The sequence below is a fragment of the Neorhizobium sp. PAMB6716 genome (assembly GCF_058242805.1).
This window is the reverse complement of sequence record NZ_CM177835.1, coordinates 69204-93638: the sequence shown is the minus strand read 5'-3', so window position 1 is coordinate 93638 and position 24435 is coordinate 69204. Positions and strand designations below refer to the sequence as shown.

21 protein-coding genes are annotated in these 24435 nt (G+C 60.5%); 9 read left to right on the top strand and 12 right to left on the bottom strand.

Translation table 11 applies throughout. The features are described from left to right. Positions 1–11 precede the first annotated feature (11 nt). The 7 genes from AC4CWH_RS00435 to AC4CWH_RS00405 form a co-directional block, all read right to left on the bottom strand. Positions 12–2369 carry a Wzz/FepE/Etk N-terminal domain-containing protein gene (locus AC4CWH_RS00435; RefSeq protein WP_491319934.1) on the bottom strand — a complete coding sequence of 786 codons (2358 nt, stop codon included), beginning with the start codon at positions 2367–2369 and terminating at the stop codon, positions 12–14. 40 nt (positions 2370–2409) lie between these two features. Then, entirely contained in the window at positions 2410–3390 is a 981-nt protein-coding gene (locus AC4CWH_RS00430) for a glycosyltransferase family 2 protein (RefSeq protein WP_491319933.1), read from the bottom strand. Next, on the bottom strand, positions 3387–4322 hold the full coding sequence (locus tag AC4CWH_RS00425) for a glycosyltransferase family 2 protein (protein WP_491319932.1): 936 nt from the start codon (positions 4320–4322) through the stop codon (positions 3387–3389). Before AC4CWH_RS00425 ends, AC4CWH_RS00430 begins: the two co-directional genes overlap by 4 nt. Then, entirely contained in the window at positions 4319–5317 is a 999-nt protein-coding gene (locus AC4CWH_RS00420) for a glycosyltransferase family 2 protein (protein WP_491319931.1), read from the bottom strand. Before AC4CWH_RS00420 ends, AC4CWH_RS00425 begins: the two co-directional genes overlap by 4 nt. Before the next feature lie 2 nt (positions 5318–5319). Next, the gene (locus tag AC4CWH_RS00415) at positions 5320–6519 is read right to left on the bottom strand and encodes a glycosyltransferase (RefSeq protein WP_491319930.1); all 1200 of its coding nucleotides are present in this window, start codon (positions 6517–6519) and stop codon (positions 5320–5322) included. A gap of 65 nt (positions 6520–6584) precedes the next feature. Continuing rightward, positions 6585–7373: an endo-1,3-1,4-beta-glycanase ExoK gene (exoK, locus tag AC4CWH_RS00410; protein WP_491319929.1), complete on the bottom strand. Its 789-nt coding sequence runs from the start codon at positions 7371–7373 to the stop codon at positions 6585–6587. Between the two features lie 3 nt (positions 7374–7376). Beyond that, the gene (locus AC4CWH_RS00405) at positions 7377–8522 is read right to left on the bottom strand and encodes an acyltransferase family protein (RefSeq protein WP_491319928.1); all 1146 of its coding nucleotides are present in this window, start codon (positions 8520–8522) and stop codon (positions 7377–7379) included. A gap of 682 nt (positions 8523–9204) precedes the next feature. Here AC4CWH_RS00405 and AC4CWH_RS00400 point away from each other — a divergent pair. Both AC4CWH_RS00400 and AC4CWH_RS00395 read left to right on the top strand, forming a co-directional pair. Further along, positions 9205–10170: a glycosyltransferase family 2 protein gene (locus tag AC4CWH_RS00400; RefSeq protein WP_491319927.1), complete on the top strand. Its 966-nt coding sequence runs from the start codon at positions 9205–9207 to the stop codon at positions 10168–10170. 46 nt (positions 10171–10216) lie between these two features. Then, entirely contained in the window at positions 10217–11188 is a 972-nt protein-coding gene (locus AC4CWH_RS00395; RefSeq protein WP_491319926.1) for a polysaccharide pyruvyl transferase family protein, read from the top strand. 54 nt (positions 11189–11242) lie between these two features. Here AC4CWH_RS00395 and AC4CWH_RS00390 read toward each other — a convergent pair whose 3' ends face one another. Together AC4CWH_RS00390 and AC4CWH_RS00385 are read right to left on the bottom strand one after the other, a co-directional pair. Continuing rightward, positions 11243–12259 carry a glycosyltransferase family 2 protein gene (locus AC4CWH_RS00390; RefSeq protein WP_491319925.1) on the bottom strand — a complete coding sequence of 339 codons (1017 nt, stop codon included), beginning with the start codon at positions 12257–12259 and terminating at the stop codon, positions 11243–11245. A 98-nt stretch (positions 12260–12357) separates the two neighbouring features. Next, entirely contained in the window at positions 12358–12645 is a 288-nt protein-coding gene (locus AC4CWH_RS00385) for an exopolysaccharide production repressor protein (protein ID WP_491283647.1), read from the bottom strand. A gap of 671 nt (positions 12646–13316) precedes the next feature. On the opposite strand from AC4CWH_RS00385, the gene AC4CWH_RS00380 reads away from it, so the two are divergent. The 4 genes from AC4CWH_RS00380 (at position 13317) to AC4CWH_RS00365 (ending at position 17726) form a co-directional block, all read left to right on the top strand. Then, on the top strand, positions 13317–13997 hold the full coding sequence (locus tag AC4CWH_RS00380; RefSeq protein WP_491285176.1) for a sugar transferase: 681 nt from the start codon (positions 13317–13319) through the stop codon (positions 13995–13997). Positions 13998–14127: 130 nt separating this feature from the next. After that, a complete protein-coding gene (locus AC4CWH_RS00375) occupies positions 14128–15393 on the top strand; it encodes a polysaccharide biosynthesis/export family protein (protein ID WP_491319924.1) in 1266 nt (421 codons plus the stop codon). Between the two features lie 6 nt (positions 15394–15399). After that, positions 15400–16671 (top strand): O-antigen ligase family protein, encoded by a 1272-nt coding sequence (locus AC4CWH_RS00370; RefSeq protein WP_491319923.1) that lies wholly within the window; start codon positions 15400–15402, stop codon positions 16669–16671. Between the two features lie 41 nt (positions 16672–16712). Further along, positions 16713–17726 (top strand): acyltransferase family protein, encoded by a 1014-nt coding sequence (locus AC4CWH_RS00365; RefSeq protein ID WP_491283644.1) that lies wholly within the window; start codon positions 16713–16715, stop codon positions 17724–17726. 28 nt (positions 17727–17754) lie between these two features. Here the strand turns inward: AC4CWH_RS00365 and AC4CWH_RS00360 are convergent, their stop codons facing one another. The 3 genes from AC4CWH_RS00360 to AC4CWH_RS00350 form a co-directional block, all read right to left on the bottom strand. Then, a complete protein-coding gene (locus AC4CWH_RS00360) occupies positions 17755–18168 on the bottom strand; it encodes a DUF4112 domain-containing protein (protein ID WP_491319922.1) in 414 nt (137 codons plus the stop codon). Positions 18169–18253: 85 nt separating this feature from the next. Further along, positions 18254–19786, bottom strand: coding sequence for a UxaA family hydrolase (locus AC4CWH_RS00355; protein ID WP_491321315.1), 1533 nt, complete (start codon positions 19784–19786; stop codon positions 18254–18256). A 46-nt stretch (positions 19787–19832) separates the two neighbouring features. Then, positions 19833–20528, bottom strand: coding sequence for a FadR/GntR family transcriptional regulator (locus tag AC4CWH_RS00350; protein WP_491321314.1), 696 nt, complete (start codon positions 20526–20528; stop codon positions 19833–19835). 219 nt (positions 20529–20747) lie between these two features. Here AC4CWH_RS00350 and AC4CWH_RS00345 point away from each other — a divergent pair, with 219 nt between their 5' ends. The 3 genes from AC4CWH_RS00345 (at position 20748) to AC4CWH_RS00335 (ending at position 24407) form a co-directional block, all read left to right on the top strand. After that, positions 20748–22346: a sugar ABC transporter ATP-binding protein gene (locus AC4CWH_RS00345; protein ID WP_491319921.1), complete on the top strand. Its 1599-nt coding sequence runs from the start codon at positions 20748–20750 to the stop codon at positions 22344–22346. An 8-nt stretch (positions 22347–22354) separates the two neighbouring features. Further along, a complete protein-coding gene (locus AC4CWH_RS00340; protein ID WP_491319920.1) occupies positions 22355–23374 on the top strand; it encodes an ABC transporter permease in 1020 nt (339 codons plus the stop codon). Positions 23375–23465: 91 nt separating this feature from the next. Next, positions 23466–24407 carry an ABC transporter substrate-binding protein gene (locus AC4CWH_RS00335; protein ID WP_491283641.1) on the top strand — a complete coding sequence of 314 codons (942 nt, stop codon included), beginning with the start codon at positions 23466–23468 and terminating at the stop codon, positions 24405–24407. Positions 24408–24435 lie beyond the last annotated feature (28 nt).

Genomic DNA, 24435 nt, shown 5'->3' with positions numbered 1-24435 from the left:
GCCGGCTACGATCAGAGTGCGACGGGTTCATCCGGATGATAGGCCATGCCGCGGGCGCGAAAACGCTCCGGCGCGCCGGCATCGGAATATTTTGCCAGTTCGTCCATGTCGGTCTTGTTCAAAATGACGCCGACCGTCTTGCCCGCAATGCCGGGTTCGGCTTCCAGAATGCTGTCGACCAGCTTTACCGGCGTTTCACCCCATTCCACGACAAAGAGATAGGCATCGACGTAGGGCGAAAAGGCCTTGGCATCGATGGTCGGCACCAGCGGTGCAAGATCGACAACGATATATTCGAAGCGGCTGCTGACTGTTTCCATCAACCTCCCCATTTCCGGCGATGCCAGCAATTCGCTGGTGTGCGGCAGGGCTTTGTTTTTTGAGGCAATCGGCAGCACGGCGAGATTTGCCTTGGAATCGATGGTGATCGCGCTCGTCCAGGGTGCATCGCCGCGCAGCACTTCCAAGAGGCCGTTTTCCGGTTCGGTCTCGAGAACGATGCTCGATCCGCCGGCGGTCGGGTCGGCATCCAGAAGCAGGGTGCGCTTGTTCATCGCGCCGAGCATTGTCGCCAGATTGGCCGCCACCGTGGACTTGCCCTCTCCCGACAGCGCCGAGACGACGGCAATGACCCGGCATTCGCGGTTGGGAAGTGCCACATCGCAAGCAAGCTTGGCATTGCGCAGCGTTTCGGCAAAGGCAGAGCGCGGATGATCGACGGCAACGCGGGTGAGCTTTTTGGCGAAACGTGCCGCATCCTCAAGGGCTGCCTGATCGTTCTCCGGTTCGGGAGCCGGTCCCTTGGACTTGCGGGCCTCTGCTTTCTGCGCCTCCCGCTCCCTCGCCCTTTTCGAGCGCAGCAGCGGGATATACCCGAGGAACCGCAGACCCAGCCGGCTGCGCACATCGTGCCCGAGGCGGAACGAGCGTTCCTTCAGTTCCAGCACGGTTGCAAGGCCACCGCCGACGAAGAGGCCGAGCACGATGGAAAGCGCCATCGTCATGGTCTTCTTCGGGCTGGAGGGCGCGGTTGGCACGCCGGGCTCGGAAATGACGCGGGCCTTGGCGATGGGGAAGGACTGCTGCTGCGTCGCCTGTTCAAAGCGGTCGAGATAGGTCTGGTACATCGTCTTCAGCGACGCCGCCTTCTGTTCCAGCTCGCGAAGTTGCACGACAGAAACATTGGCCTGCGAATTGCTGCCGGCGAGACGATCGATGCTGTCGCGCAGCGATTTTTCACGCGAGCTTGCCACTTCGTAATCGTTACGGAAGCCCGACGTCATCTGTTGCAATTCGCGAAAGATCTGCTGGGCGATGTCGGCCTTCTGGGTCGCCAGAAGCTTGGCCTGCGGGTGATCGGCGCCGAACTGTTCTTCTACCGTGCGCTCACGCTCCGAGGCTGACTGGTAGCGCTTGCGCAGATCCTGGATGACAGAATTGCCACCATCCGTGGAGGAGACGATGGCGTTGTTGACGGCGGCCTCCGCCCCCTGATCGACAATCGCCTTGTACTGGTTGAAGCGGGCCGAAGCGGTTGCCGTATCGGCCTGCGCGACAATCAGCTGGCTGGTAAGGTCCGACAGCTGCTGGGCCGACAGAAGTTCGCCGCGCGGTGAAATGAGGCCGTTCTTGATCTTGTATTCCTCAACCGCCATCGCCGCCTGCTGCGAGCGCTGGTTAAGGTCCGTCAGGCGCTCCTGCAGCCAATCCGAAGCGCGTTCCGTGGCGTTGAAATTGGCGCTTAGCTGTTCAGTGAGGTAGGCGGTGGCATAGGCTTTGGCGAGCTGCGCCGACAAAAGCGGCTGCGGCGACTGTACGGCAATGGCAATCACCGAACTGCGCCCGACCCGGTTGACGTCAAGCGATTGCTGCAGGATGGCGGATGCCTTTTCGCGGCGCCCGTTGCGGGCCGCCTCTTCCGAAACCGGCGGATCGGATGGTTTCAACAGCCCGACAATGCTCTTGATGCTACCCTTCAGAAGCCCGACAGGCGATTCCGGTGGATCGAGGAAGAGCGCATTGTCGGCAAGCTTCAGATCATCGGCAACCCGAAGCGCCAGCGCCTTGGACTTCAGGATTTCCACCGCGCTCGACATGCGGTTGTCGATCTGCTGGGCCGACTGGATGTCGGTCTCGTTTTCGGCATACCGCGACAGGTTCTCGTCGATCAGGATCTGCGTCATGGCGGTATAGGCCGGCGGCGTCATCAGGAGATAAAGCCCGGCCAGCACCATGGCGGCAATAACGCAGAGGCCAATCAGCCGGATCCGCCGCATCAGCGCGGAAAACAGCCGGTCCAGATCGATGAACGAGTCCTGATCCCGGTTTGCGCCCGGAAACGTCTTCGAACGAAGGTTGATATGGTCCATCAGAAAGATCCTTTGGCGTCCCTCGACGCGAGGGAGATAATCAGGATGACGCCTTGGCAGGACGTATGGCGGAACCGATGACGCGGCGCAGGCGCGCGGCAATCGGCATTTTCAGGTGGCGCAACGCGCCGGGATGGGCAATGGCAACCTTCAGGCAGCCGGCCAGCGAGCGACGCTTGATCTCCCATACCAGCGAAAGAAAGGCACCCGCTTCGACAAGGCTGCGGCTGCGACGCGCCTGCGCCCGCCGCGCCTTGGCATCGAGCGGAAAGGTTTCGACAAAGCCCCTGTCGGCATCTATCATCGCGCTGACATGCCGCGGCTCCAGCACGCGTGAGATCGAGCCCTCGCGGATGTGATAGATATAACCGACGCTCGGCTCCACGGCGCAGCGGCCGCCGCTTGCAAGGGCCGACGCCAGCAAAAGGTAATCCTCGCCGATGCGCAGGCTCTCATCGAAACGCAGGCCATGTGCCGTCAAAAACGCCCGCGAAAACATCGGTTTCATGTAACCGAAGTTAAAGGTGGACTTGAAGATAACGTTGGAATCGATGAATTCGGCAAGCGTCAGCGAAGGCCGGTGCTGCAGTTCGCGCTCCGGGAACATGGTCACCACAGGTTCCCCCGGCTTTACCACGTCGAGATTGTCGACCACGATATCGGCTTCCAGGCGGCTTGCGCAGGCAATCATCGCGGCCGAGCGGTTCTTCTTCACCTCGTCGTCGGAATCGAGCACGGCGATCCAGCGACCGGTCGCTGCCGCAAAGCCCGTGTTGCGGGCAACACTCGGGCCGCCGTTACTGACCATCTCGATCAGTTTGACCCGCGGATCGCCATAATAGCGCACCAGTTCGGCCGTGCCATCGCTCGAGCAGTCATCGATGACGATCACCTCGACGGAGACGCCGACCTGGGCAAGCGCACTGTCGATTGCACGCCCGATCGTTTCACGCGCGTTATAGGCGGCGATGACGAAGCTGACATCCGGGAAGCTGTCCTGCGGCTGGGCATCGATGTTCATGCAGCCTCCATCGATCCGTACTGGCGGATTTCGCGCATGCCAAAAATGCCGCTGATGGCGCCCAGATGCAGCATGGCACGCAGCGCATAACGGTTGCGCGCGATGGGTGAAAACAGTGATGCCAAGGCGGCGGCACCACAGAAACCGGCCTTCAGACCGGCAAGGCCGGCCTGCGCCACGCGCCCGACGAGCGAGGTTTTTGCGCCAAGAATGCGGCCATGCGTCTGGCCCGAGCGGAAGCGCCGTTTCATCAGCCAGCCCAGCTGCGCGCGCTTGGGCGGCACCGGTTCGTAAAGCACAGCCTTTTCGGCGTAGGCGATGATGCCGCCGGCATCAGTGACTTCGGTGAAGAAATGTGTGTCCTCGCCGCCGCTCTGGCCAAGTGCCAGCGCAAACCGCCGCCCCCTGATGCGCGGCGAGCGCATGTCGAGCAGCACGTTGCAGGTATAACCGGTGCGGATCGACGGCCCGACCCAGACCGGCAGGGTGGAGTGGAAATCGCCGCTCTTCATCCAGGCCGGCGCACCATCGTCATAAATCGCCCGGACCGGACCCAGAACGGCATCGGCCGACGTGGCCGTTGCCGTGGAGAGAAGATCGGCAAGCCATTCCGGCGTTGCCGTCTCGTCATCGTCGATGAAGGCGAGATAATCGCCCTCGGCCGCCGCAAGGCAGGCATTGCGGGCAATGGAAATATTGGACTTCGGGCAGTGGACATAGAGCATATCGAACGGCGAACGGCGGCGCAGGCTCTCCACCAACGCCGAAGCACTCGGCGTTTCATCGTTATCGGCAATGATCAGCCGCACGCGGGTGCCGGCGGGCACCACGAGCAGGAACAGCGACAGCAATGTCGCCTCCAGTTCCGGGCGACGGAACGTGCAGATGCCGATATCGACATAAACGAGGGATTGATCGCGGTCGTCTCTCATGCGGCAGCCCTTCGCGGTCGGAGGCGTAAAAGTTCCAGCCAGAAGCCGGTGGACCAGGCGAGGTGCATGATCATGGCAGACACGGCAGCCAGCAGTCCAAGGGGATCGCGTCTGGACAGTGTAATCCCGGCGCCATAGGCGAGGCAGACGCCTGCCCAGGCCAGAAGCGGCACGGCCGCCAGCCAGTGGAAGACGGAAAACAGCGCAAAGACCGCAACCGGCATGACGGCAAGCGGCAGCGCCTGGCGCAGTTTCGGCACCGAGCGATGTTTTAGAAGATTGCGCGCCCGGCCCCGGCCATAACCGAGATATTGCCGGAACAGCGCCAAGGGGCGCGAGCGCGGATAATAGGTCATGAAGGTGCGCCCGGTCATCCAGATGCGAAAACCTGCCTTGCGCAGGCGAAAATCCAGTTCCGCATCCTCGTTATGGGTGAAGCTCTCGTCGTAACCGCCGACGGTGCGAAACGCCTCGATGCGCATCAGCGCGTGGTGGCCGTGATCGATCCAGTGGCCGGCGCTGCCGGCGCGGTGCTTGGAGCCGCCATTGCCGAGCTTGGAATTCTGCGCCACCGCCGTTGCCTTCTGGAAGGTACCAAAACCCACCGTCTTCATGCCGACGACGATGGAATCGGCCCCGGTATCAGCGGCCTCCTGCAACAGGGCGGCGCAATAATCGGCGGGGTAATCGCCATGGGCATCGATGCGGATCAGGTAATCGCGTCCATCGCCGTATTCGGCAACCGCCAGATTGATGGCAACACTCTGGATGCGGCGCGGGTTGGTCAAAAGCACGAGATCATCGATCTCCTCGATAAGGCCGGATACGATGGCGCGTGTGCCATCGGTGCTGCCGCCGTCTGCCACGACGATCAGCATGTCGTGATTGCCACGCCCGGTGTTCAACTGGCGCAGCAGCGGTTCGATATGGGCGGCCTCGTTGAGGCAGGGAATGACGACAAGCGCTTTCATCTCGGGCAGGATCGGCAATGTCATGATCAACCCTCCGATCGCAGGGGTAACGGCATGCCGACGCCCACCGCTGACGCGGCCTTGCTGGACAGGAAGGCAAGCTGGCGCACCAGTGCCTCGCAATCGGAAGGGCCGGTGATCCATTGGTTGCGGTCGGTGGCGGCAAGCTTTTCAAACAGGCTGCGATAGGTGTCGACCGTCATCCCGAAAAACTTCTGCTCGAGCGTGTCCGTGTCAGCCTTTTGCAGCAGCAGGCCAAGTCCGCGCCGGGCAAGGAACCGACCCGTTTCGGTCGAAGAGAGCGCAATCGGCACGGCGCCATGCAGCGCGCCCTCATAAAGCCGGTTCGGCAAAAGCCATTCGGAATTCAGCCCTTCCTCGAAGAAATCCACGGCCCAGACGAACTGCACCTCGTTGTAGATCGCCGCCAGTTCCTCCGGGTTGCGATAGGTGCCATGGAAAGACACATGCGGGGCCGCGGCCACCATCGCCTCGAAATCCGGAAACTCTTTGGGCGAAACGCGGCCGCGAATGACGATTTCGACATTGCCCTTCATCAGCTGCGCAAACCGGCTGAGGATAGCGAAGGATTTTTGGCAGCGGATGGCGCCGAACCAGCCGATGCGCCACGGCGCGCCGGGTGCCGGCGGGCGCATCTGCGGTGGTTCAGGATTTGACGGGGTTACAAGTTCGAGCACCTTGTTTTCCAAGAGCATGACCGGCAGGTCGAGGCGCGACAGCGGCTTGAAATAATGATCGACGAAGGCCGGAGAACTGGTGATCAGCAGACGCGCGGAGCGGCCGAAAACACCTTCGGCCGCGCGCAGCGCCATGCCCTTCGCACCCCGGTCGAGCAGCAGGCGGTGAATATCGAGGCACTCGTAAACAACGGGAACGTTCGCGCCAAAGAGGCCGGAGGCGGCACCGGCAAGCGCCAGGGTCTCAAGATTACGGGCCAGAATGACATCCGGCCTCTCGATGCCGGCAAGCAGGCGCGACAGTGAAAACCGCGCCTTGAGGACGGCGCCCATGCGCTGACCAAGACGGCCATCCGCCGTTTCCCCCAGCACGACAAGACGAATGCCCGGCTCGTCCGCCAGCCGGTTTTCATCGCGCAGAAAGCCGGCAACGGTCACTTCCGCGCCGCCGGCCTTCAGCATGATAACCCGTCTGCGGATCGCCGGATCGGACAGATCGTGGGCGAGATAAAGAACGTTCAACGTCACGTCGTCCAACTCCAGTCGCCCCGAAGGAAGGCGTTAAACCATGGTGGCAAAGCCGAAGAAGCGGCTCAGTTCAGTGTGCAGAGGACGGAGCCCTCGAACTTGCATTTTTCGCCGGGCGCGGTGAAAGCGATCCGGTCCACCTGCATCGAAACCGGGCCGTTATAGGCAAAGGTGCCCATCCAGTCCTTGAAGGTGTCGGAGCCCCAGAGGCTGGCAAAGATCTTCTGAGGATGCGTGGGGATCTTCGCGGCATCGGTGACCTCGTGAACCAGCTTACCGTTGAGGAAATAGCGCAGCCGGTTCTTTTCCCAGATGAAGGCATAGTTGTTGAAGGCCTTGTCGGCACCGCCCGGCACCGCAATCAGCTTCTCGTTATCGCCCTTGGCCGAAATATACTGGTTGACCTGCACCTGGTTGGTGTTCTTGCCGAGCACTTCGAAATCGATCTCGTCATGCGGCTGCTTGTCGGTCGGGCCGATATAACTGAAGAAGGCCGAGTTGAGGCCGGAACCGGTGGCCGCCTTCATGCGGATTTCGTAGGTGCCATAACCATAACGCTGGCGCGTCTGGATCTCGCCGCAGGTGTAGGCGCGGTCGGCAGTCTGCTTCTGGCGGAAATCGAGCACGAGCTGGCCGTTTGCCACCGTGATCGCATCCTTCGACCACGTGCAGTTCTGGTGGGCGCCATTGTTCCAGCCATCCGATATGTACCAGAAGGACGTATCGAGCTTGTCGAAGTTTTCGACGAATGAGGCTCCGGTCGTCTGTGCCATGGCGGCCGGTGCAGCAATGGGCGCACATAGGACCATGGCAGTCACAACGGTCTTGCGAAACATGTCTACAAAATGGGTCATTCTCTACCTCTGTTGTTGCGTGGCCGCAGCATTGCGGCTCCCAAGCGTCTCGCCTTCCCTGCGCGACGCCGGACCAGACGGGGGCTTGCGACGGCCTCTGCTGCCGGTCAAAACCCCATACAGGCCCGGCACGAACTGAAGAGCCAGACGGTTGCTGATGATAAGTGCGGCAAAGGTGACGAGGACGGAGGTTATGTAAAAAATCGGATAAAGCTCAGCGTCGGCATGACGGTTCCACACCATCCACAACAGCACCAGAAGCGGATAATGGGCGCAGAATGTCCAGAAACTGAGGCTGCCGGAATTGGCCATGCGCTGGCCGGCACGCGTGCGGATAAGGGGGGCAGACAGCAGCCAAACGCCGATGGCGCCTAACATTGCAAGCGCATTGCGCAGGATGTTGAGCGTTTCCGGATAGTCCGGCCCGGTGTTGAAAAGACCGAGCGCCAGGAGTGCTGCAAGCACCAGCACCAGCGCTGCAATGGGCAGCGCGTAAGGGTCGAGATATTTCAGATCGACGCGATAGAGCGCGAAAAATATCCCCAGGGTAAAACTGAAGAGAATCGACTGCTTCAGCACGATGCCGGAGGTGAGAGCCGGAAAGACGGCAATCACAAACAGCACGCCGAGCGTGATCGCCGGGGCGCGCCGGACCAGAAAAACAAGGACCGGCGACAGGAGGATACACACCATCAGGTCGCGCAGGAAATACAAGGGCAGGTTGATCGGAAAATCGTTCAATGCCAATGCGTGGTCCATCCAGTCCAGGGCGGAAGACGCCTGAAGATCGGGAAAATAACCGATGCCCATGCCGAAACGCTGAATGAGCAGCACGAAGGCAAGGACTGCGAAATTCCACAGCAGGAAGGGCACCAGAACGGTGCGGGCCTTTGATGCCAGCGTGCGGCGATAATCAAACGTTTCCAGTCCCTTGTGAAACAGGAGATAACCTGAAATGGCGCTGAGACACGGCACGCCGATGCGAAACAGGCTCTCACCCAGGAAAACCCGAAACCAGTCGAAGACGCCGTTCGGCTCAACGAACGGGCTGGCATCGGCATCATACGGCACGTGAACAAACACGATGCCGCTGATCAGGAGAATGCGCATCAGGTTGATGCGGGAGGATATGTTCTGATCGACAGGCATATCGTTGACCCCTCTTGGGTTGCGCCTCCCCCGCAACCGAATTTCAACCAGAGCAGACGTCGGCCCTCGAAACCAAAGCATGCTGCCCAGTTTCGGGGAAAATGTGGCAGTGCAGCAAAAACTCAAGACGGGAATGCCCTCCTGATGGCGGTGAACTGCGTTGACCTTTAAAAAATTACGCCTGCGCGCCGGCAAAAAGCCTGAAATCCAAGGGTAATCCGGCGTGGACTGAGACCATTCCTCCTGTTCCATTTCTCGACACAAGCATCGTTATAAAACCGATCTCGTGACAGATTACCGTTGTAAGTCTCAAAGACCACCGCAAATTACGGCATAAATGTGGCAAAAATGCTACGTGATCGCGGCATCAGCGTTTTCGTGGCCGGATCTCGTCCGAAATTGACACGCATGAATGAAAATGAAACACATTGGCTGGACTGAAAATGCCGAACTTTGCTGTCTTCTCCCGCACCCCTTGCCGCAGTGCAAAAAACGGACAAATTTCAGCCTGAAAGAATAGGCTTTCTGGCGCGGGGATGAGGCACGCGAGAGGCTCGATGCATCATGCGGGTGTCTTCTTCTGCCGGCTGTTGCGGCAGAAAAGCGCGCATGCGGCGCCGCTTAACCGGAGCTTCCTGGCACAAGCCGGGCTGTCTCATGTCTTTTGAAAGCAGGGCAAATCATGGCGACGTTCACGGTGATCATTCCGTTCTACCAGAAAGAAGCAGGCGTCCTGATGCGCGCCCTGCGGTCCATTTTTGCGCAGACGTATACGGATTTCGATATCATCGTGGTCGATGATGAATCCCCCTATCCCGGCGAACAGGAGTTGGAAAGCTTGAGCCCTCTGGAGCGAGAGCGGATCACGCTGATCAAACAGCCGAACGGCGGACCGGGCGGCGCGCGCAACACCGGGCTCGACAACATCCCGGCCTCGACACAGTTTGCCGCCTTCCTCGATTCCGACGACATCTGGCTGCCGACCCATCTGGAAAATGCCCATAAGGCCCTCACTGGCCTTGGCGCCGATTGTTACTGGGCCTCGATGCAGGCGGACGAGGATTTTTATTACCATTTCGGCATGTCGAAACTTCAGGAAGAAGCCGGTGCGCACCCGGTGATGGAAAAGCCGCTGGTGCTGGAAGTACCGGATCTCGCCAGCACCATGCTGAAGAACTGGAGTTTTCTGCATCTCTCCTGCATGATCATCGGCCGTCCCATTTTCGAGACCGTGCGGTTCGATCCGGTGCTGCGGCTGGCGGCCGAGGATGTGCTGTTCTTCTGCGACTGCATTCTGGCCGCAAAACGTCCGGTGCTTTGCGACGATGCAGGTGCGGGACGCGGGCGCGGCATCAACATCTTCCACAGCATCGACAACCAGTCGCCGCAGTTCCTGCGCCAGCAGTTCAACACCTGGGTGGCGCTCGACCGGCTGGAGCAGCGCTTTTCAAGGCGCCCCAGTGATGTCGCCTCCATCGCCTCTTACAAGAACACCGCGCGCCGTCAGGCTCTCTGGAGCCAGGCGGGGCTGATGCGCCAGCGCAAGGTGCCGGATCTTTCGACGCTGGCCCGCTGGGCATGGCGCGATCCGGCACTGCTGAAGACGGTGCTGGAGCTTGGCACCGGAAAACTGAAAGGCGCGCGCTGATGGCCCGCCTTCCCCTTTCACCCGAACGGACCCCGAGGACCGCAACATGAAGCCTTACTTCTGGGAATCCCATCACGGCAATTTCGGTGATGACCTGAACCTCTGGCTGTGGGATTTCCTGCTGCCCGGCCTGCGCGACACCCATCCGGACACGTTGCTGGTGGGCGTCGGAACCGTGCTGAACCCCGTCCTTCTGCCGACAGGGATCCGCAAGCTGGTGATCGGCAGCGGTTATGGTTATGGCACGCCGCCGGACATCTCCAACCCCGCCGAATGGGACGTGCGCTGTGTGCGCGGGCCGCTGACGGCGGCAAAGCTCGGCCTTTCCGAAGACATGGGCATTATCGATCCCGCCGTCATGGTCACCGACATGCCGGAGTTTCAGAACCTGCCGAAAAAGTTCAAAAAAACCTTCATCCCGCATTGGGAATCGGCGGAATTCGGCATCTGGCAGAATGTCTGCGAGCCGGCGGGCCTGACCTATCTCGACCCGCGCGGCGAAGCCAAGGACGTGATCGCCAAAATCGCGCAGTCGGAACTGATCGTGGCCGAATCCATGCATGGCGCGATCCTTGCCGATGCGTTTCGTGTGCCGTGGATTGCCGTCAGCACCTCGCGTTCCATCAACAGCTTCAAGTGGACAGATTGGGCAAACACGGTTGGCGCTACCTATGCGCCGCGTTACGTGCCGGTCTCCACCCGTGCCGAAGCGGTGCAGAAGCAATCCCGCTTCTGGGGGCTGAAATTCCCGGCCGGCGGCCATTCCGAGGAGACAACGGCTATGCGGGCTGCGGCTGAGACCGCAACGCTGGAGCCGCCGGCAACAGCTGCGCCACAAGGCGCTAAAACCATGCTGCGCACGGCTGCCAAGCAGATGCTGGCCGCGCCTTCGACGCTTGCGCTCTGGCAGGCAAGCCGGGCTGAACCGCAGCTTTCGCCGGATGGGCGGCTGGAGGAACGCAAGGCGCGTTTTCGCCAAGTCCTCGATGGCGTCCGGCGCGACTACCTGTCGGCTTAGACGTTCGATGAACCAGCACCGGCGGCGCATCCTTGGGGAAAGCCGCCGGGCAGCTTAGCGCTGGGCGACGGGCACGCCCGGCAGCAGGTAACGCAGCTTGCCTGGGGGCACCGGCGGCTGGCTTTGCCGGCCCTTGCCGGCACGGGCCTCGAGCTTGTCGGCGAGCACGCCTGAAATCACGGCCGGCGCTGAAGACGGATGCGTCAGCAGATGGCGGATGGCCGAGGCCTTGCCCTCGCGCGCCTTCAGATCGAGGATGTGGCGCAGATCATAACGCGCCTTGATGTGGCGCTCGTGGCGGCGCACGACCCGTGCTTCCTCAGGCTTCAACAGACCGGGCTTCAGGCGAACCGTCCGCTCGGCCTCGTAGAGCCGGCGCAGGTCGTCTGTGCGGTGCGCGCCGCTCAAGGAGTTTGCCCGTACCACCGCTCCATAACCGCAATGATCGATCACCTTGTAGCGGGCACCATGGGCAAGGGCGCGCAGGTAAAGATCGTAATCCTCGCCAAGCCGCAGATCCTCGTTATAACGCAGGCTGTGAGAGCGCATGAATTCGCGGCGGATCACCGGTTTCAAAAAGCCGATCTCGCCGCGTTTGACGCCGCGTTTGGAAATATTGCCCTCGACGAAATCGATCAGCGACAATTGTCGCGTGCGCGCCTGGAACCGCTCGGGTTCGATGGAAAGCGAGGGATCGTGGTGGATGAAGCCGATATTGTCGGCGATCAGGTCCCAGTCTGTCTCCGCCTGCATGGCGGCAAAACGTCCGGGAAAGAAGAAATCATCCGCATCCAGAATACTGATCAGCGGAGAGGTGGAGATATCGATGGCGTGGTTGCGCGCGGCCGAGGGCCCGCGATTTTTCTCGAAACGGGCAATGACGAGCCGCCCGCTTCCATCATCGGCCGAACGGGCTGCCTCTCCGGTTCCGTCCGAAGAGCCGTCATCGACCACGACCACTTCGCCGACCGCCGGCTCCCGCAGCGCAGACGCAATCGCCTTGCCGATCGTATCGGCGGCATCCTTGGCCGCGATGATGACGCAGACCTTGTCGGTGAGGTTGATGGTCATGGCAGTCTCCGTTGCGATCGATCGCTCGATACGAAACTAGGATATTTGCCAGGATATGGAAGCACCTGCAGCAAAATTGCGGCGGCTGAGACCTGAACCTACCGATCGCTGACCTTCAAGTGCGGGGCCGCAGTGCCCATGTCGCCGGACAGTCCATTTTCACCACTGTGCGCGACATTGCCGCTTTCCGCCGCCTTGCGCACACGCGCCGCGCGTTCGCGCGAGACCAGAAACAGGATGCACACGAAGTAACCGGCCTGGAGAAGGATAGCGCAAAGAATTGTTTGCCACAAGGTCGCAACAGCAGAGCCCTGCAGGAAGTAGGTGGCAACGGCAAACACGACCAGCACGATCGACATGCTGGCAATGACACGTGGTCCATACATGATACCAACCTCCCGGCACTTGGTTTCGCGTCGTAACCGCGTCACCATTTCTGCTTGTCCGGTCCGACTTATAGCAAAACAGGGACCAAGCGTTATCACATGTCTGTGGGCGTCTTCCATGAATATTTGGTAATGACTTCGTGGAGCGCCCTTGCGAGCTTATGCCCGATTCCTGCCGCATTAAACCATCCAGCGGCGCCTGCAGGCTCGTTTCAATCGGTTGAGACGCCTTTTCCGATCAAAATTTGTTACACAGAAACGCAGGTCGGAGAATGCCTCATTGCGATGCAACATAAACATTGCGCTGCACAAAAATGAGTGCCTGACAGTTATTCCGTAGGCTGAATCGGAAGTGACAAGGAAACATCCCCCAGAGGCATCCAAGTCGCTCACCTGATCTGCTGAGATAGCCCGCTCCCGCGGAGCCGGAAAGACTACAGGCGCCCGAAACAGGACAGTAGATCTTTGAATTGAGGGGAATTTTCATTCGGCATCGGCCAAGCATCGCCCCGCTTTGGGACATGCATTACCCCAAAATGGCACAGCCTGCGGCGCCCGCCATAAAAAAATAACTGGAAACAAATTCCAAACACACAATTATTGTCTCATCCGACGGCACATGATGCGCCGCAATGGCACCGACCACTCGCACCACCAATGGAGTTCTCTCTATGAAGTCCGCGACACGATCGGCAATTTCGCCGCTTACCGCACCTGACGACATGCACTTCGCCTTTCCCACAGGCGGCGTCGCCAAACGCGCTTTCGACCTCACCACGGCAATGGTTGCCCTGGTGGTGTTCAGCCCGCTCTTCCTGATGATCATGGCGCTCGTCAAGTTCACCGATGGCGGCCGGGTTTTTTATGGCCACACACGCGTCGGTCACAATGGCCGCAGCTTCAAATGCCTGAAGTTCCGCACCATGGTGATGAACGGCGACGAGGTGCTGCGCAAATACCTGCACAACAACCCTGAAGCGGCCGCCGAATGGCGGGCAACCCGCAAGCTGAAGGATGATCCGCGCGTCACGGCGGTCGGCACGGTCCTGCGCAAGCTCAGCCTTGATGAACTGCCGCAGCTGTTCAACGTTATCCGTGGCGAGATGAGCATCGTTGGACCGCGCCCGGTCGTTGATGAAGAACTGACGCTCTACGACAATTTTGCCGTCTTTTATCTGCGCACACGCCCGGGCCTTACCGGTCTCTGGCAGATCAGCGGCCGCAATGACGTTTCTTATGAAAGCCGTATCGCCTTCGATACGCACTATGTCCAGAACTGGTCGTTGATGCGCGACATGTCGATCATCCTGAAGACCATCCCCGCCGTCTGCATGTCGCGCGGAAGTTACTGATCTCATCCGGTACAGTCCGGCCGCGTCTGGTTCAAACCACGCGGTCCGTATCCTCCTCTGTTCCAATGAACGGCGGGCGACGTCGAATTTTATTCGGCGTCTTTTGTCCGCCATCAACCAGGGATATTCAATGCTGGTGAAACCACGCGTGACGCAGAAAACCGGTTCCCGACGCCTCATCGCCTGCCTCATGGCCGGCATGACGGTGATGATGGCCGGCGGGGCCATGGCAGACGAAGAGGCCTACAAGCTTGGCGTGATGGACAAGCTGCGCATCCGCGTTGCCGAATGGCAGCCTGCCGAAGGTATCGTCAAAAGCTGGGATGCGCTGAGCGGCGATTACAGCATCGGCGCTTCGGGCGCCCTGTCCTTGCCCTTCATCGGAAACCTGGATGCCGCAGGGCGCACGCCGGCCGAGGTGGCGACCGAAATCGGCGCCAAGTTGCAACAGCAGTTTGCCCTGCGCAACCTGCCCTCCGCATCGGTGGAAGTGGCCGAGTTCCGCCCGGTTTTCCTGTCCGGAGACGTGCAGACGCCGGGCGAATATCCGTTCTCGCCAAACCTCACCGTGCTGAAGGCGATCAGCCTTGGCGGGGGCCTGCGCCGCTCCGACAGTGGCCAGCGCTTTGCCCGCGATTTCATCAATGCCAAGGGCGATCTTGCCGTCTACGACAGCCAGCGGGCGCGGCTGATGGCCCGCCATGCCCGGCTGGAAGCCGAAATGTCCGGCGCCGACGAGATCAAGATGCCGGCGGAACTGGAAAAGGTTCAGAACGCTGCAGAGTTGATCCGCAGCGAAACGGCGCTGATGAAACAGCGCCGCGACCGGTACGAGTTGCAGCTGAAGGCGCTGGCAGACCTGAAGGCCTTGTTGCAGAGCGAAGTGGAATCCCTGCAGCGCAAGACCGAGACCCAGACCCGCCAGCTGGACATTGCAGAAAAGGACCGCGAAAAGATCAGCCGCCTCAGCGATCAGGGACTGGCGCTCAGTTCCCGCATGCTCTCCAGCGAGGAGCGCGCCGCCGAGGTGCAGTCGACCCTTCTCGACATCGACACCAATTCGCTGCGGGCCAAGCAGCAGATCAGCCAGGCCGACCAGGACGAGATCAACCTGCGCAATGACTGGGAAGCGCAACGCGCCAAGGACATGCAGGACACCGAAGCTGAAATGGAAAAGCTGAACCTGCAGATCGGCACCAACCAGCAGCTGGTCGCGGAAGCGCTGGCGCAGTCTGCCGAAGCGTTGAAGTTCGATCCGCACGGGACGGCCGCCAACATCCGCTATTCGATCGTGCGCGATGAGGGCGCCGGCCCGAAGGAAATTGCCGCCGACGAAACGATGAAGCTGCAACCCGGTGACGTGATCAAGGTTACCTCCGAACTGCTGATGCAGTAACGCGCGATGAAGATAGCCAAGGCCAACCTGATAGAACCGGACGAGAACGCGCCTTACGGCACGGCGGCAGTGATGCTGTCCCTGTTCGTCTTTGCTTATTCGAGCCGGTTCGGCCAGGTGTCGATCCTTGGCTATTACGCCGTCTGGCTGCCGCTGGTGATGCTCGACTACAAGCGCGTGCTGGGAAACCCGGCGCGTTCGTTCTGGATTTTTGCCTTTTCCGGCTTCTGCTTCCTGTCGGTGTTCTGGTCACCGGCGCCGGGCGTTTCGCTGCGCACGGCAATCCAGTATCTCACCCATATCATCTGCGCGCTCATTGCCATGCGCACGCTGAGTGTGGCGACATTGGTGCGCGGCGTGATTGCCGGCTGCGCCGTGGTGCTCGCCTATTCCATGCTGTTCGGCGTCTACCATTTCGATCCGCTCGATGGCACCTACAGCTTCGTCGGCGCCTTTGCCTCGAAAAACCAGCTGGGGTTTTATGCCTCGCTCGGCCTTTATTTCGCCTATGCCGGCATCATGCTGATGGGTTTTCGCCGGCTATGGCTGATCGCCTGCCTCGCAACCGCGCTGCTGTCGGCCTATTGCCTGCTTGCGTCGCAATCGGCCACATCCGTTCTGACCACGCTTGTCATCATCGCCGCCTGCTGCGGTTTGCAGGTGCTTGCGCTGCTGGCACCCACCACCCGCAAGATTGTCTTTGCCAGCGGCATCATTTTGGCCGTGATCGGCGTCAATGCGGCACTCACCATGGGTGCCATGGATGCGGTGCTCGGCATTTTCGGCAAGGATTCAACGCTGACCGGGCGCACCTATCTGTGGCAGCAGGGCATCGAGGCGGCCCGCCAGTCTCCCGTCATTGGCCTCGGATACCAGGGCTACTGGGTGCAGGGTTTTCCGGAAGCCGAACGCCTGTGGGAAGAGTTCTACATCGGCTCGCGCAGCGGCTTCCATTTCCACAACACCTATATCGAGACCATGGTGGAAACCGGCATTGTCGGCACGGCACTTTTGTCGCTGACGCTTCTGGCCGGCTTTTTCGGCCATCTGAAGCGGCTGCTGCATGACAACCGCAACCCCGACGCCCTGGTGCTGTTTGGCCTGCTGGCGCTGCTGCTGGTGCGCTCCTTCGTGGAGATCGACGTCATGCATCCCTATCATGTCGGCTCCTTCCTGTTTTATTTCGCCGTCGGGCGGCTGACGCTTCGGCCCCTTGCGGCGCCTCTTCCTTTCGAGCGGGCATTCGTGCTGCCTGAGCGGCGGGCGCATCTTGCATGACGCAGACAAGAGACGACCGACCGACCGCAGGGGAAAAGGCCATGAAGACGCTCTACGGCATTCAATATCTGAGGGCGATTGCAGCGCTCGCGGTCGTCCTTTTCCACGCCGCGGAACGGTCCGACGAGAATTTTGCGATCGGTGCTGCCGGCGTCGATGTCTTCTTTGTCGTCAGCGGCTTCATCATGATCGTCATCAGCCAGAACCGGCACCAGACGCCGGGCGCCTTCCTCAAGGACCGCCTGTTGCGCATCGCGCCAAGTTACTGGCTTGCAACCACAGTCATGGTGTTTGGCGCGCTGGCCGGCCTCTTCCCGAACCTCATTCTCGATGCGCCGCATCTGATCGGCTCCTACCTTTTCCTGCCGGTTGCCTCGCCCAATGGCGGTGCGCTGTGGCCGGTTCTGGTGCAGGGCTGGACGCTGAATTACGAGATGTTTTTCTACCTGGCCTTTGCCGTCTCGCTGATGCTGGCGCCCGGCCGACGCCTTGCCGCCCTCGCCGCCATTTTTGGCGCACTGGCTGTCATCGGTTTTGCAGTGACGACGCCCGGCACGGCGGCTTTCTTCTACACGCGGCCGCTCATTCTGGAATTTCTGGCCGGCGCCGTGATCGGCAGGCTTTGGCTGTCCGGCCGCGTGCCGCGCGCCGATACCGGGCTGATGCTGATTGCGGTCGCGATCTTTTCCTTCACGGCAATCTATCTGCTGCGGGCCGAGTTCAACACCTTCATCTGCGCGCCGCTTGCGATCTGCCTCGTGCTCGGTGTTCTGGCGCTCGAAAAGGCCGACATGCTGCCGCAACTGCCCCGCCTTGCCTATCTCGGCGACGCTTCCTATTCGATCTATCTCTGGCACACGTTTGCCGTCTCGGTGGTGCTGAAGCTTGGCATGTCCGCGGGGCTTCCGACATGGCTCGTGGTCTGGGGCGGCGCGGTCATCGGCACGCTGGTCGGCATTGCCTGTTATGAGGTCATCGAACGGCCGCTCAACGTTTTCATCAAGCACCGCCGCATCGTGTTTCGCCTGCCAGGCCGCCGCGTCACCGCCGACTGATCCCTAGAAACTGCACGTGCAGCACCCGTCAATGACGGGCAAGATCCTCATGCGTCAGGCCGAAATGATCGAGGATCATCTGGACATTGCGCCGGTGCGGCTTGAAATAGACGTCGAAGAGGTCGCCAACCAGCGGCAGGCTGCCGAAGACGGCATCGGTGCCGATATTGGCAAGCATCTGCATCTGCTTGGAGGCCGGCAGGCCAAGACGGCGCGCTTCGTTGACGATGACAAGGCCAATGACGGCCCCTGCTGCATCGCCCGCCACCGGCAGAAGACCCATGACGGAATCCGCCCCGAAGCGGATATTGGTGCCGGGCACGCGCAGTGCCGTATCCATCAGCCGGGAAAGCTTTGCCATGCGCACGAGGCGGCGCATGGCGTCGGGATCCAGAACGGTTCTGCGCCGTGCCGCGCCATATAATGTGTCTGCATCCGCCATTGTCGCAATCCCAGCCTAACGATGAGGCGCTAACGGGACTGCGGCCCGCCGGTTCCACGAACCCGCGGGCGGTCTCGTATAATTGTCAGGTCACAGCGCCGACCTGCCACGGCACGAATTCGTTGTCGCCGTAATCATAGATCTCGCTCAGTGTCTTCTGGCCGGAGGCGACCGCTATGACATGCTCGAAAATGCGCTCGCCGGACTGCTCGATGGTCTCGTCACCGGTGACGATGCCACCGCAGTTCAGGTCCATGTCTTCGCGCATGTGCTCGTACATGTCGGTATTGGTGGCGATCTTGATGCAGGGGGATGGCTTGAATCCGGACACGGACCCGCGCCCCGTGGTGAAACAGATCACATTGCAGCCACCCGCGACCTGGCCCGTCACCGCCACCGGATCGTAGCCTGGCGTATCCATGAAGACAAAGCCCGGCTCGGTCACTGCCTCGGCAAATTCATAAACGGCCTTCAGCGGCATGGAGCCGCCCTTGGCAACGGCACCCAGCGACTTTTCCAGAATGGTGGTGAGACCGCCGAGCTTGTTGCCATGCGAGGGATTGTTGTTCAGTTCGTCGCCATTGCGGGCGGTGTAATCGCGCCACCAGTCGATGCGCTGCAGAAGCTTTTCGGCAACGGCCGGAGTTACGGCACGACGGGTCAAAAGATGCTCGGCGCCGTAGATCTCAGGTGTTTCCGCAAGGACCGTGGTGCCGCCATGGCGCACGAGAAGGTCTGAAGCGTAACCCAGCGCCGGATTGGCGGAAATGCCGGAGTAACCGTCGGAGCCGCCGCATTCCAGCGCAAGCTTCAGCTTAGACAGCGGCTGCGGCGTGCGGCGTGCTGCATCCACCACCGGCAGCATGTCCTTGATGATCTCGATCGCCGCATCGATGGTTTTGCGCGTGCCGCCATGCTGCTGGATCGTCATGGTGCGCAGCCGGTCACCCTCCTCCATCTTGTAGTGTTCGAGGATGGGGCCAATCTGGTTGGTTTCGCAGCCAAGCCCGATCATCAGGATACCGCCGAAATTGGGATGGCGGGCATAACCCTGGATGGTGCGGATGAGCAGGCGATAACCTTCCGACTTATTGTTGAGCGCACAGCCCGTGCCATGCGTCAGCGCCACCACACCATCGATATTGTCAAAACCGTCGAGGCCGCCCATGCGATTGAAATAGTCGGCGATGTAGCGCGAGACGGTGGCCGAACAGTTGACGGAGGAGATGATGCCGATGAAATTGCGCGTGCCGGCACCGCCGATGCCGCGGTCATAACCCATGAAGGTGCGCCGCTCCGACAGCGGCAGCATGCCCTTTTCCTCGATATCGACGCTGAACTGGTGTTCGTGCTCAGAGGGGAGCATGGCAAGGTTATGCAGATGGACATGATCTCCCGGCGCAATATCCTGCGTGGCAAGGCCGATGATCTGGCCGTATTTGCGCACCTCATGGCCCGTGGCGATGGCCCGGATCGCCATCTTGTGGCCGCGTCCGATCAGCTGGCCGGCGGTAATGCCATTGAAGCCGGAGGCCGTGCCCGGCTGCAACGAGCGACGGGTGACCACCACATCGTCTGCGGCGTTGAGCAAAATCACGGGTGAAACGGTGTCTGTCATCATGTCTCCTCCTCCCTGGAGGGTCATCTTGGGAAAATCATCGCGGTCAACGCGGTTCGCTGTCCAGCCAACGGCGCTTCGATTCCTCCAGATGGGCATGCATCATCGCCTGTGCCAGCAATGAATCGCGCCCCTCCAGCGCCGTGTAGATCAGTTCGTGTTCGCAGAGCGCCAGGCTCCAGGTGTCCGGCGTCTCGAAATGTTCGCGCAATTGCGTCGAAAGCGGGCTGTGGCGGTCATCGAACAGTTCACCGACGAGACGCGCCAGAACATCGTTGCCCGATTGCGCCGCAATAGCCAGGTGAAACTGCCGGTCATGCTCGACCGGCTTGCGGCCAGCCGAAATTTCGGATGCCATACCATCGAGGATCTGGCGAAGGTTCTTCAGGCTTTCCGCCGTCATGCGGGCCGAAGCAAGCACGATCACCGCACCTTCCACGGCCGCGCGGGCCTGCATAAGCTCCACCGGGCTTTCGCCCATCGACGCCGATGTAGATGGCCGGCGCTCAGTTGTCGCAACGAGATAAATGCCCGACCCCATGCGGATCTCGACCGTGCCATCGATCTCCAGCGCGATCAGAGCCTCGCGCAGGGACGGACGCGACACACCCAGCTGCAGGGCAAGTTCGCGCTCCGATGGCAGGCGCTGACCAAGCTTGAACTGGCCCGCCTGGATGAGCCCGCGGATCTGGTCTGCCACCTGCTGATAGAGCCTGCGCTCGGTCGTCCTGAACCCGTTCATCATCACTCACTTCTGATTGGCCTTACCATAGGCAATTGGTCAAAAACTGGCAAGACCAATATTTTATCTATCTATATCAATATCTTATATTCAACAATCACGACAATAATGCCCTTACTCAGAAATTGGCTTGACCAGTTTGGCAAGGCCACTTACCAATAGGCCGCAGTCGACGGGTGGAGCTGGATCGACGGCGCATGATGCGCGAGGAGGACTTAGATGCACAGCGCAGAGACCCATTCCGTCAACGCGACGCCCCGCGCAGGCTCGACCTCTGCAAGCCATGCGCGTGGTGAAGACGGTGCGCCGCTGCTGAGCCTCCAGAACATTTCCAAGCATTTTCCAAGCGTGGTTGCCCTTGCTGATGTAAGCTTTGACTTACAACGAGGCGAGGTCCACGCGGTCTGTGGCGAGAACGGTGCGGGCAAATCGACGCTGATGAAAATCATCAGCGGCGTTTACACGCCCACCTCCGGCCGCATCATCTACAAGGGCGTCGAGCGCAGCTTCTCCTCGCCGCTCGAAGCGGAAAACATCGGCATCGCCATCATCCACCAGGAACTGAACCTGGTGCCGCACATGACGGTGGCGGAAAACATCTATCTCGCTCGCGAGCCCCGCCGGGGTTTCCTGGTTGACCGCAAGAAGCTGAAGGCGGATGCGCAGGCCTGTCTCGACAGGCTGGGCGTTTCGATCTCGCCGGATCGTCTGGTGCGCGAACTGTCGGTTGCCCAGTGCCAGATGGTGGAAATCGCCAAGGCACTGTCGCTGAACGCAGAAGTGCTGATCATGGACGAGCCGACATCCTCGCTGACCGAGCAGGAAACGCGGCTGCTGTTCAAGGTCATCCACGACCTCAAATCCTCCGGCGTCGGCATCGTCTATATCTCGCACCGTCTGGATGAAATGGCCGAGATTGTCGACCGCGTGACCGTGCTGCGCGACGGCCAGTATGTCGCAACAAATGATTTTGCCGACACCACCGTCGACGATATCGTGGCCAAGATGGTCGGCCGTTCGCTCGAGGAAAAGTTTCCTGAGCGCACTTCGACACCCACCGAAGAAGTGATCTTCTCTGCCGAAAACCTCAACCGCGCCGGCGTCTTCCGCAATGTCAGCTTCACGCTGCGTCGCGGCGAAATTCTGGGCTTTGCCGGCCTGATGGGTGCCGGGCGCACGGAAGTGGCACGCGCCATCTTCGGTGCTGATCCGCTGGATAGTGGCACGGTGACGATGGATGGCAAGGTGCTTTCGATCCGCTCGCCGCGCGACGCGATTGCAAGCGGTCTTGCCTATCTCTCGGAAGACCGCAAGGCGCAGGGGCTTGCCGTCAAGATGACGGTCGATGCCAATATGACGCTTGCCAATATGGAAGAGGTGTCAAACCGCTTCGGCCTCATCGATTTTCGCCGCCATGCCGAAGTGGCAAACGAATATGTCGATCTCCTCAGCATCAAGACGCCGTCGATCCGCCAGCCGGTGCGACTTCTGTCGGGCGGCAACCAGCAGAAGATCATCATCGGCAAGTGGCTCTTTCGCAAGTCGCGCATCCTCTTCTTCGACGAGCCGACGCGCGGCATCGATGTCGGGGCGAAATACGCGATCTACAAGATCATGGATGAACTCGCCCGCGATGGCATCGGCGTCATCCTGATCAGTTCGGAACTGCCGGAAATTCTGGGCATGACCGACCGCGTCGCGGTTTTCCATAACGGCACCATCACCGGCATCCTGGAGACGGCAAAGACCAGCCAGGAAGAAATCATGCGTTACGCCTCCGGCTATGGGCACAGCCCCAAAGCCCGCGCGGCGAATTGAGGACAATGATGAGCACACCGAGCGAACCCAAAAGCCGCCGCCTCAGCGACCGGCAAAAGGATGTGATCCAGAAGTTTGCAGCCCTTGGCAGCCTCTTCGTGCTGATCGCCGTGTTTTCCAGCACCAGCAACGCCTTCTTCACCGTCAACAACGGCATGACGATCGCGCTTCAGGTCACCTCGATTGCGCTGCTCGGTATCGGGGCAACCTGCGTCATCATCACCGGTGGTATCGATCTTTCGGTCGGCTCCGTGCTGGCGCTTGCCGGCGTGGTGGCAGCACTTGCGGTGAAGGAACTGGGCATGCCCGTGCCCATCGGCATGCTGATCGGCATCCTCACCGGCTCGCTCTGCGGCCTGATCAACGGCATTCTCGTGACCCGCATGAAGTTGCCGCCGTTCATCGCAACGCTTGGCATGATGCTGATTGCCCGCGGCGTTGCGCTGCAGATCACCGGCGCGCGCGCCGTCTCCGGCCTTGGCGAAAGCTTTGGCGAACTGGGCAACGGCTCGCTGTTTCGCATTGTCACCATCGGCGATGACGGCTTTCCGAACGTGGTCTTCCCGGGCATTCCCTATCCGGTCATCCTGATGATCGTTATCGCGCTTGCCGTGTCCTTCATGCTGAACCGCTCGGTGCTTGGACGACATATCTATGCGGTCGGATCGAATGTGGATGCAGCGCGCCTTTCCGGCGTTAATGTGACCCGCGTCACCAATTTCACCTATGTGCTCTCAGGCACGCTGGCTGGCCTTACCGGCTGCGTGCTGATGTCGCGCCTCGTCACGGCCCAGCCGAACGAAGGCGTGATGTACGAACTGGATGCGATTGCGAGCGCCGTTATCGGCGGCACCTCGCTGATCGGCGGCGTCGGCACGATTTCCGGTACGGCCATCGGCGCCTTCGTCATCGGCATCCTGCGCAACGGCCTCAACATGAACGGCGTTTCCGCCTTCACACAGCAGATCATCATCGGCCTCGTCATTCTGGTCACCGTCTGGATCGACCAGTTGCGCAACCGCCGATGAGAGAGGGCGCGGACCCTTATCCGCAAGAAACATGAGAGTGGGAGCTCTCGGGAGGAGGCCATGGCGGCCGCTTCACTTCAGGAGGATGGAAATGAAAAAGCTTGCAACAGCATTGCTGACATCGGTGATCATGCTTTCGGCCGCATCCGTGCAGGCCGCCGAGATCGCCGTTATCGTGAAAACGGTCAACTCGACCTTCTGGCAGAACGTCCAGAAGGGGGCCGATGCCGCCATGAAGGAGGTTGGTTCCGGCAATACCATGACCTTCCAGGGCCCAGCCTCGGAATCGGCCATCGCCGACCAGGTCAACATGGTGGAAAATGCCGTCAACCGCGGCGTGGCCGGCATCGTGCTTGCCCCGTCCGATCCGGACGCATTGGTGCCTGCCGTCAAGAAGGCTTGGGAAGCCCGCATTCCGGTCGTCATCGTCGACTCGATGCTGGCCAAGGGTGCCGAGCAATATTACCAGTCGTTCCTCGCCACCGATAACCGCAAGGCCGGCGAGCTTGCCGCCCAGGCGCTGATCGACAAGGTCGGCAAGGAAGGCAAGATCGCCGTCATGTCCTATGTGGCCGGTGCCGGTTCGGAAATCGGTCGCGTCGGCGGCTTTACCGATTACATCAAGGCCAATTCCAAGCTGCAGATCGTCGGCCCGTATTATTCGCAGTCGCAGATGGCAACCGCGCTTAACCAGACGACCGACGTGCTGGCCGCCAATGCGGACCTGAAGGGCATGTTCGGCGCCAATGAGCCGACCGCCATCGGCATGGGCCGCGCCATCAAGCAGGCCGGCAAGGCCGGCAAGGTCGTCGCCGTTGGTTTTGATGGAAACCAGGACCTGCAGGAATTCGTCAAGGACGGCACGCTCTCGGCGATTGCCGTGCAGGGCTCGTTCCAGATGGGCGAACTCGGCGTAAAAACCGTGTCCAAGCTGATGAAGAAGGAAAAGGTTGAGAAGTTCGTCGATACCGGTGTCGTCGTTGTCACCAAGGACAATATCGACAAGCCGGAAGCCAAGAACGTTCTTTACTGAACGACTTTCGCAAAAACCGGACGCGCTG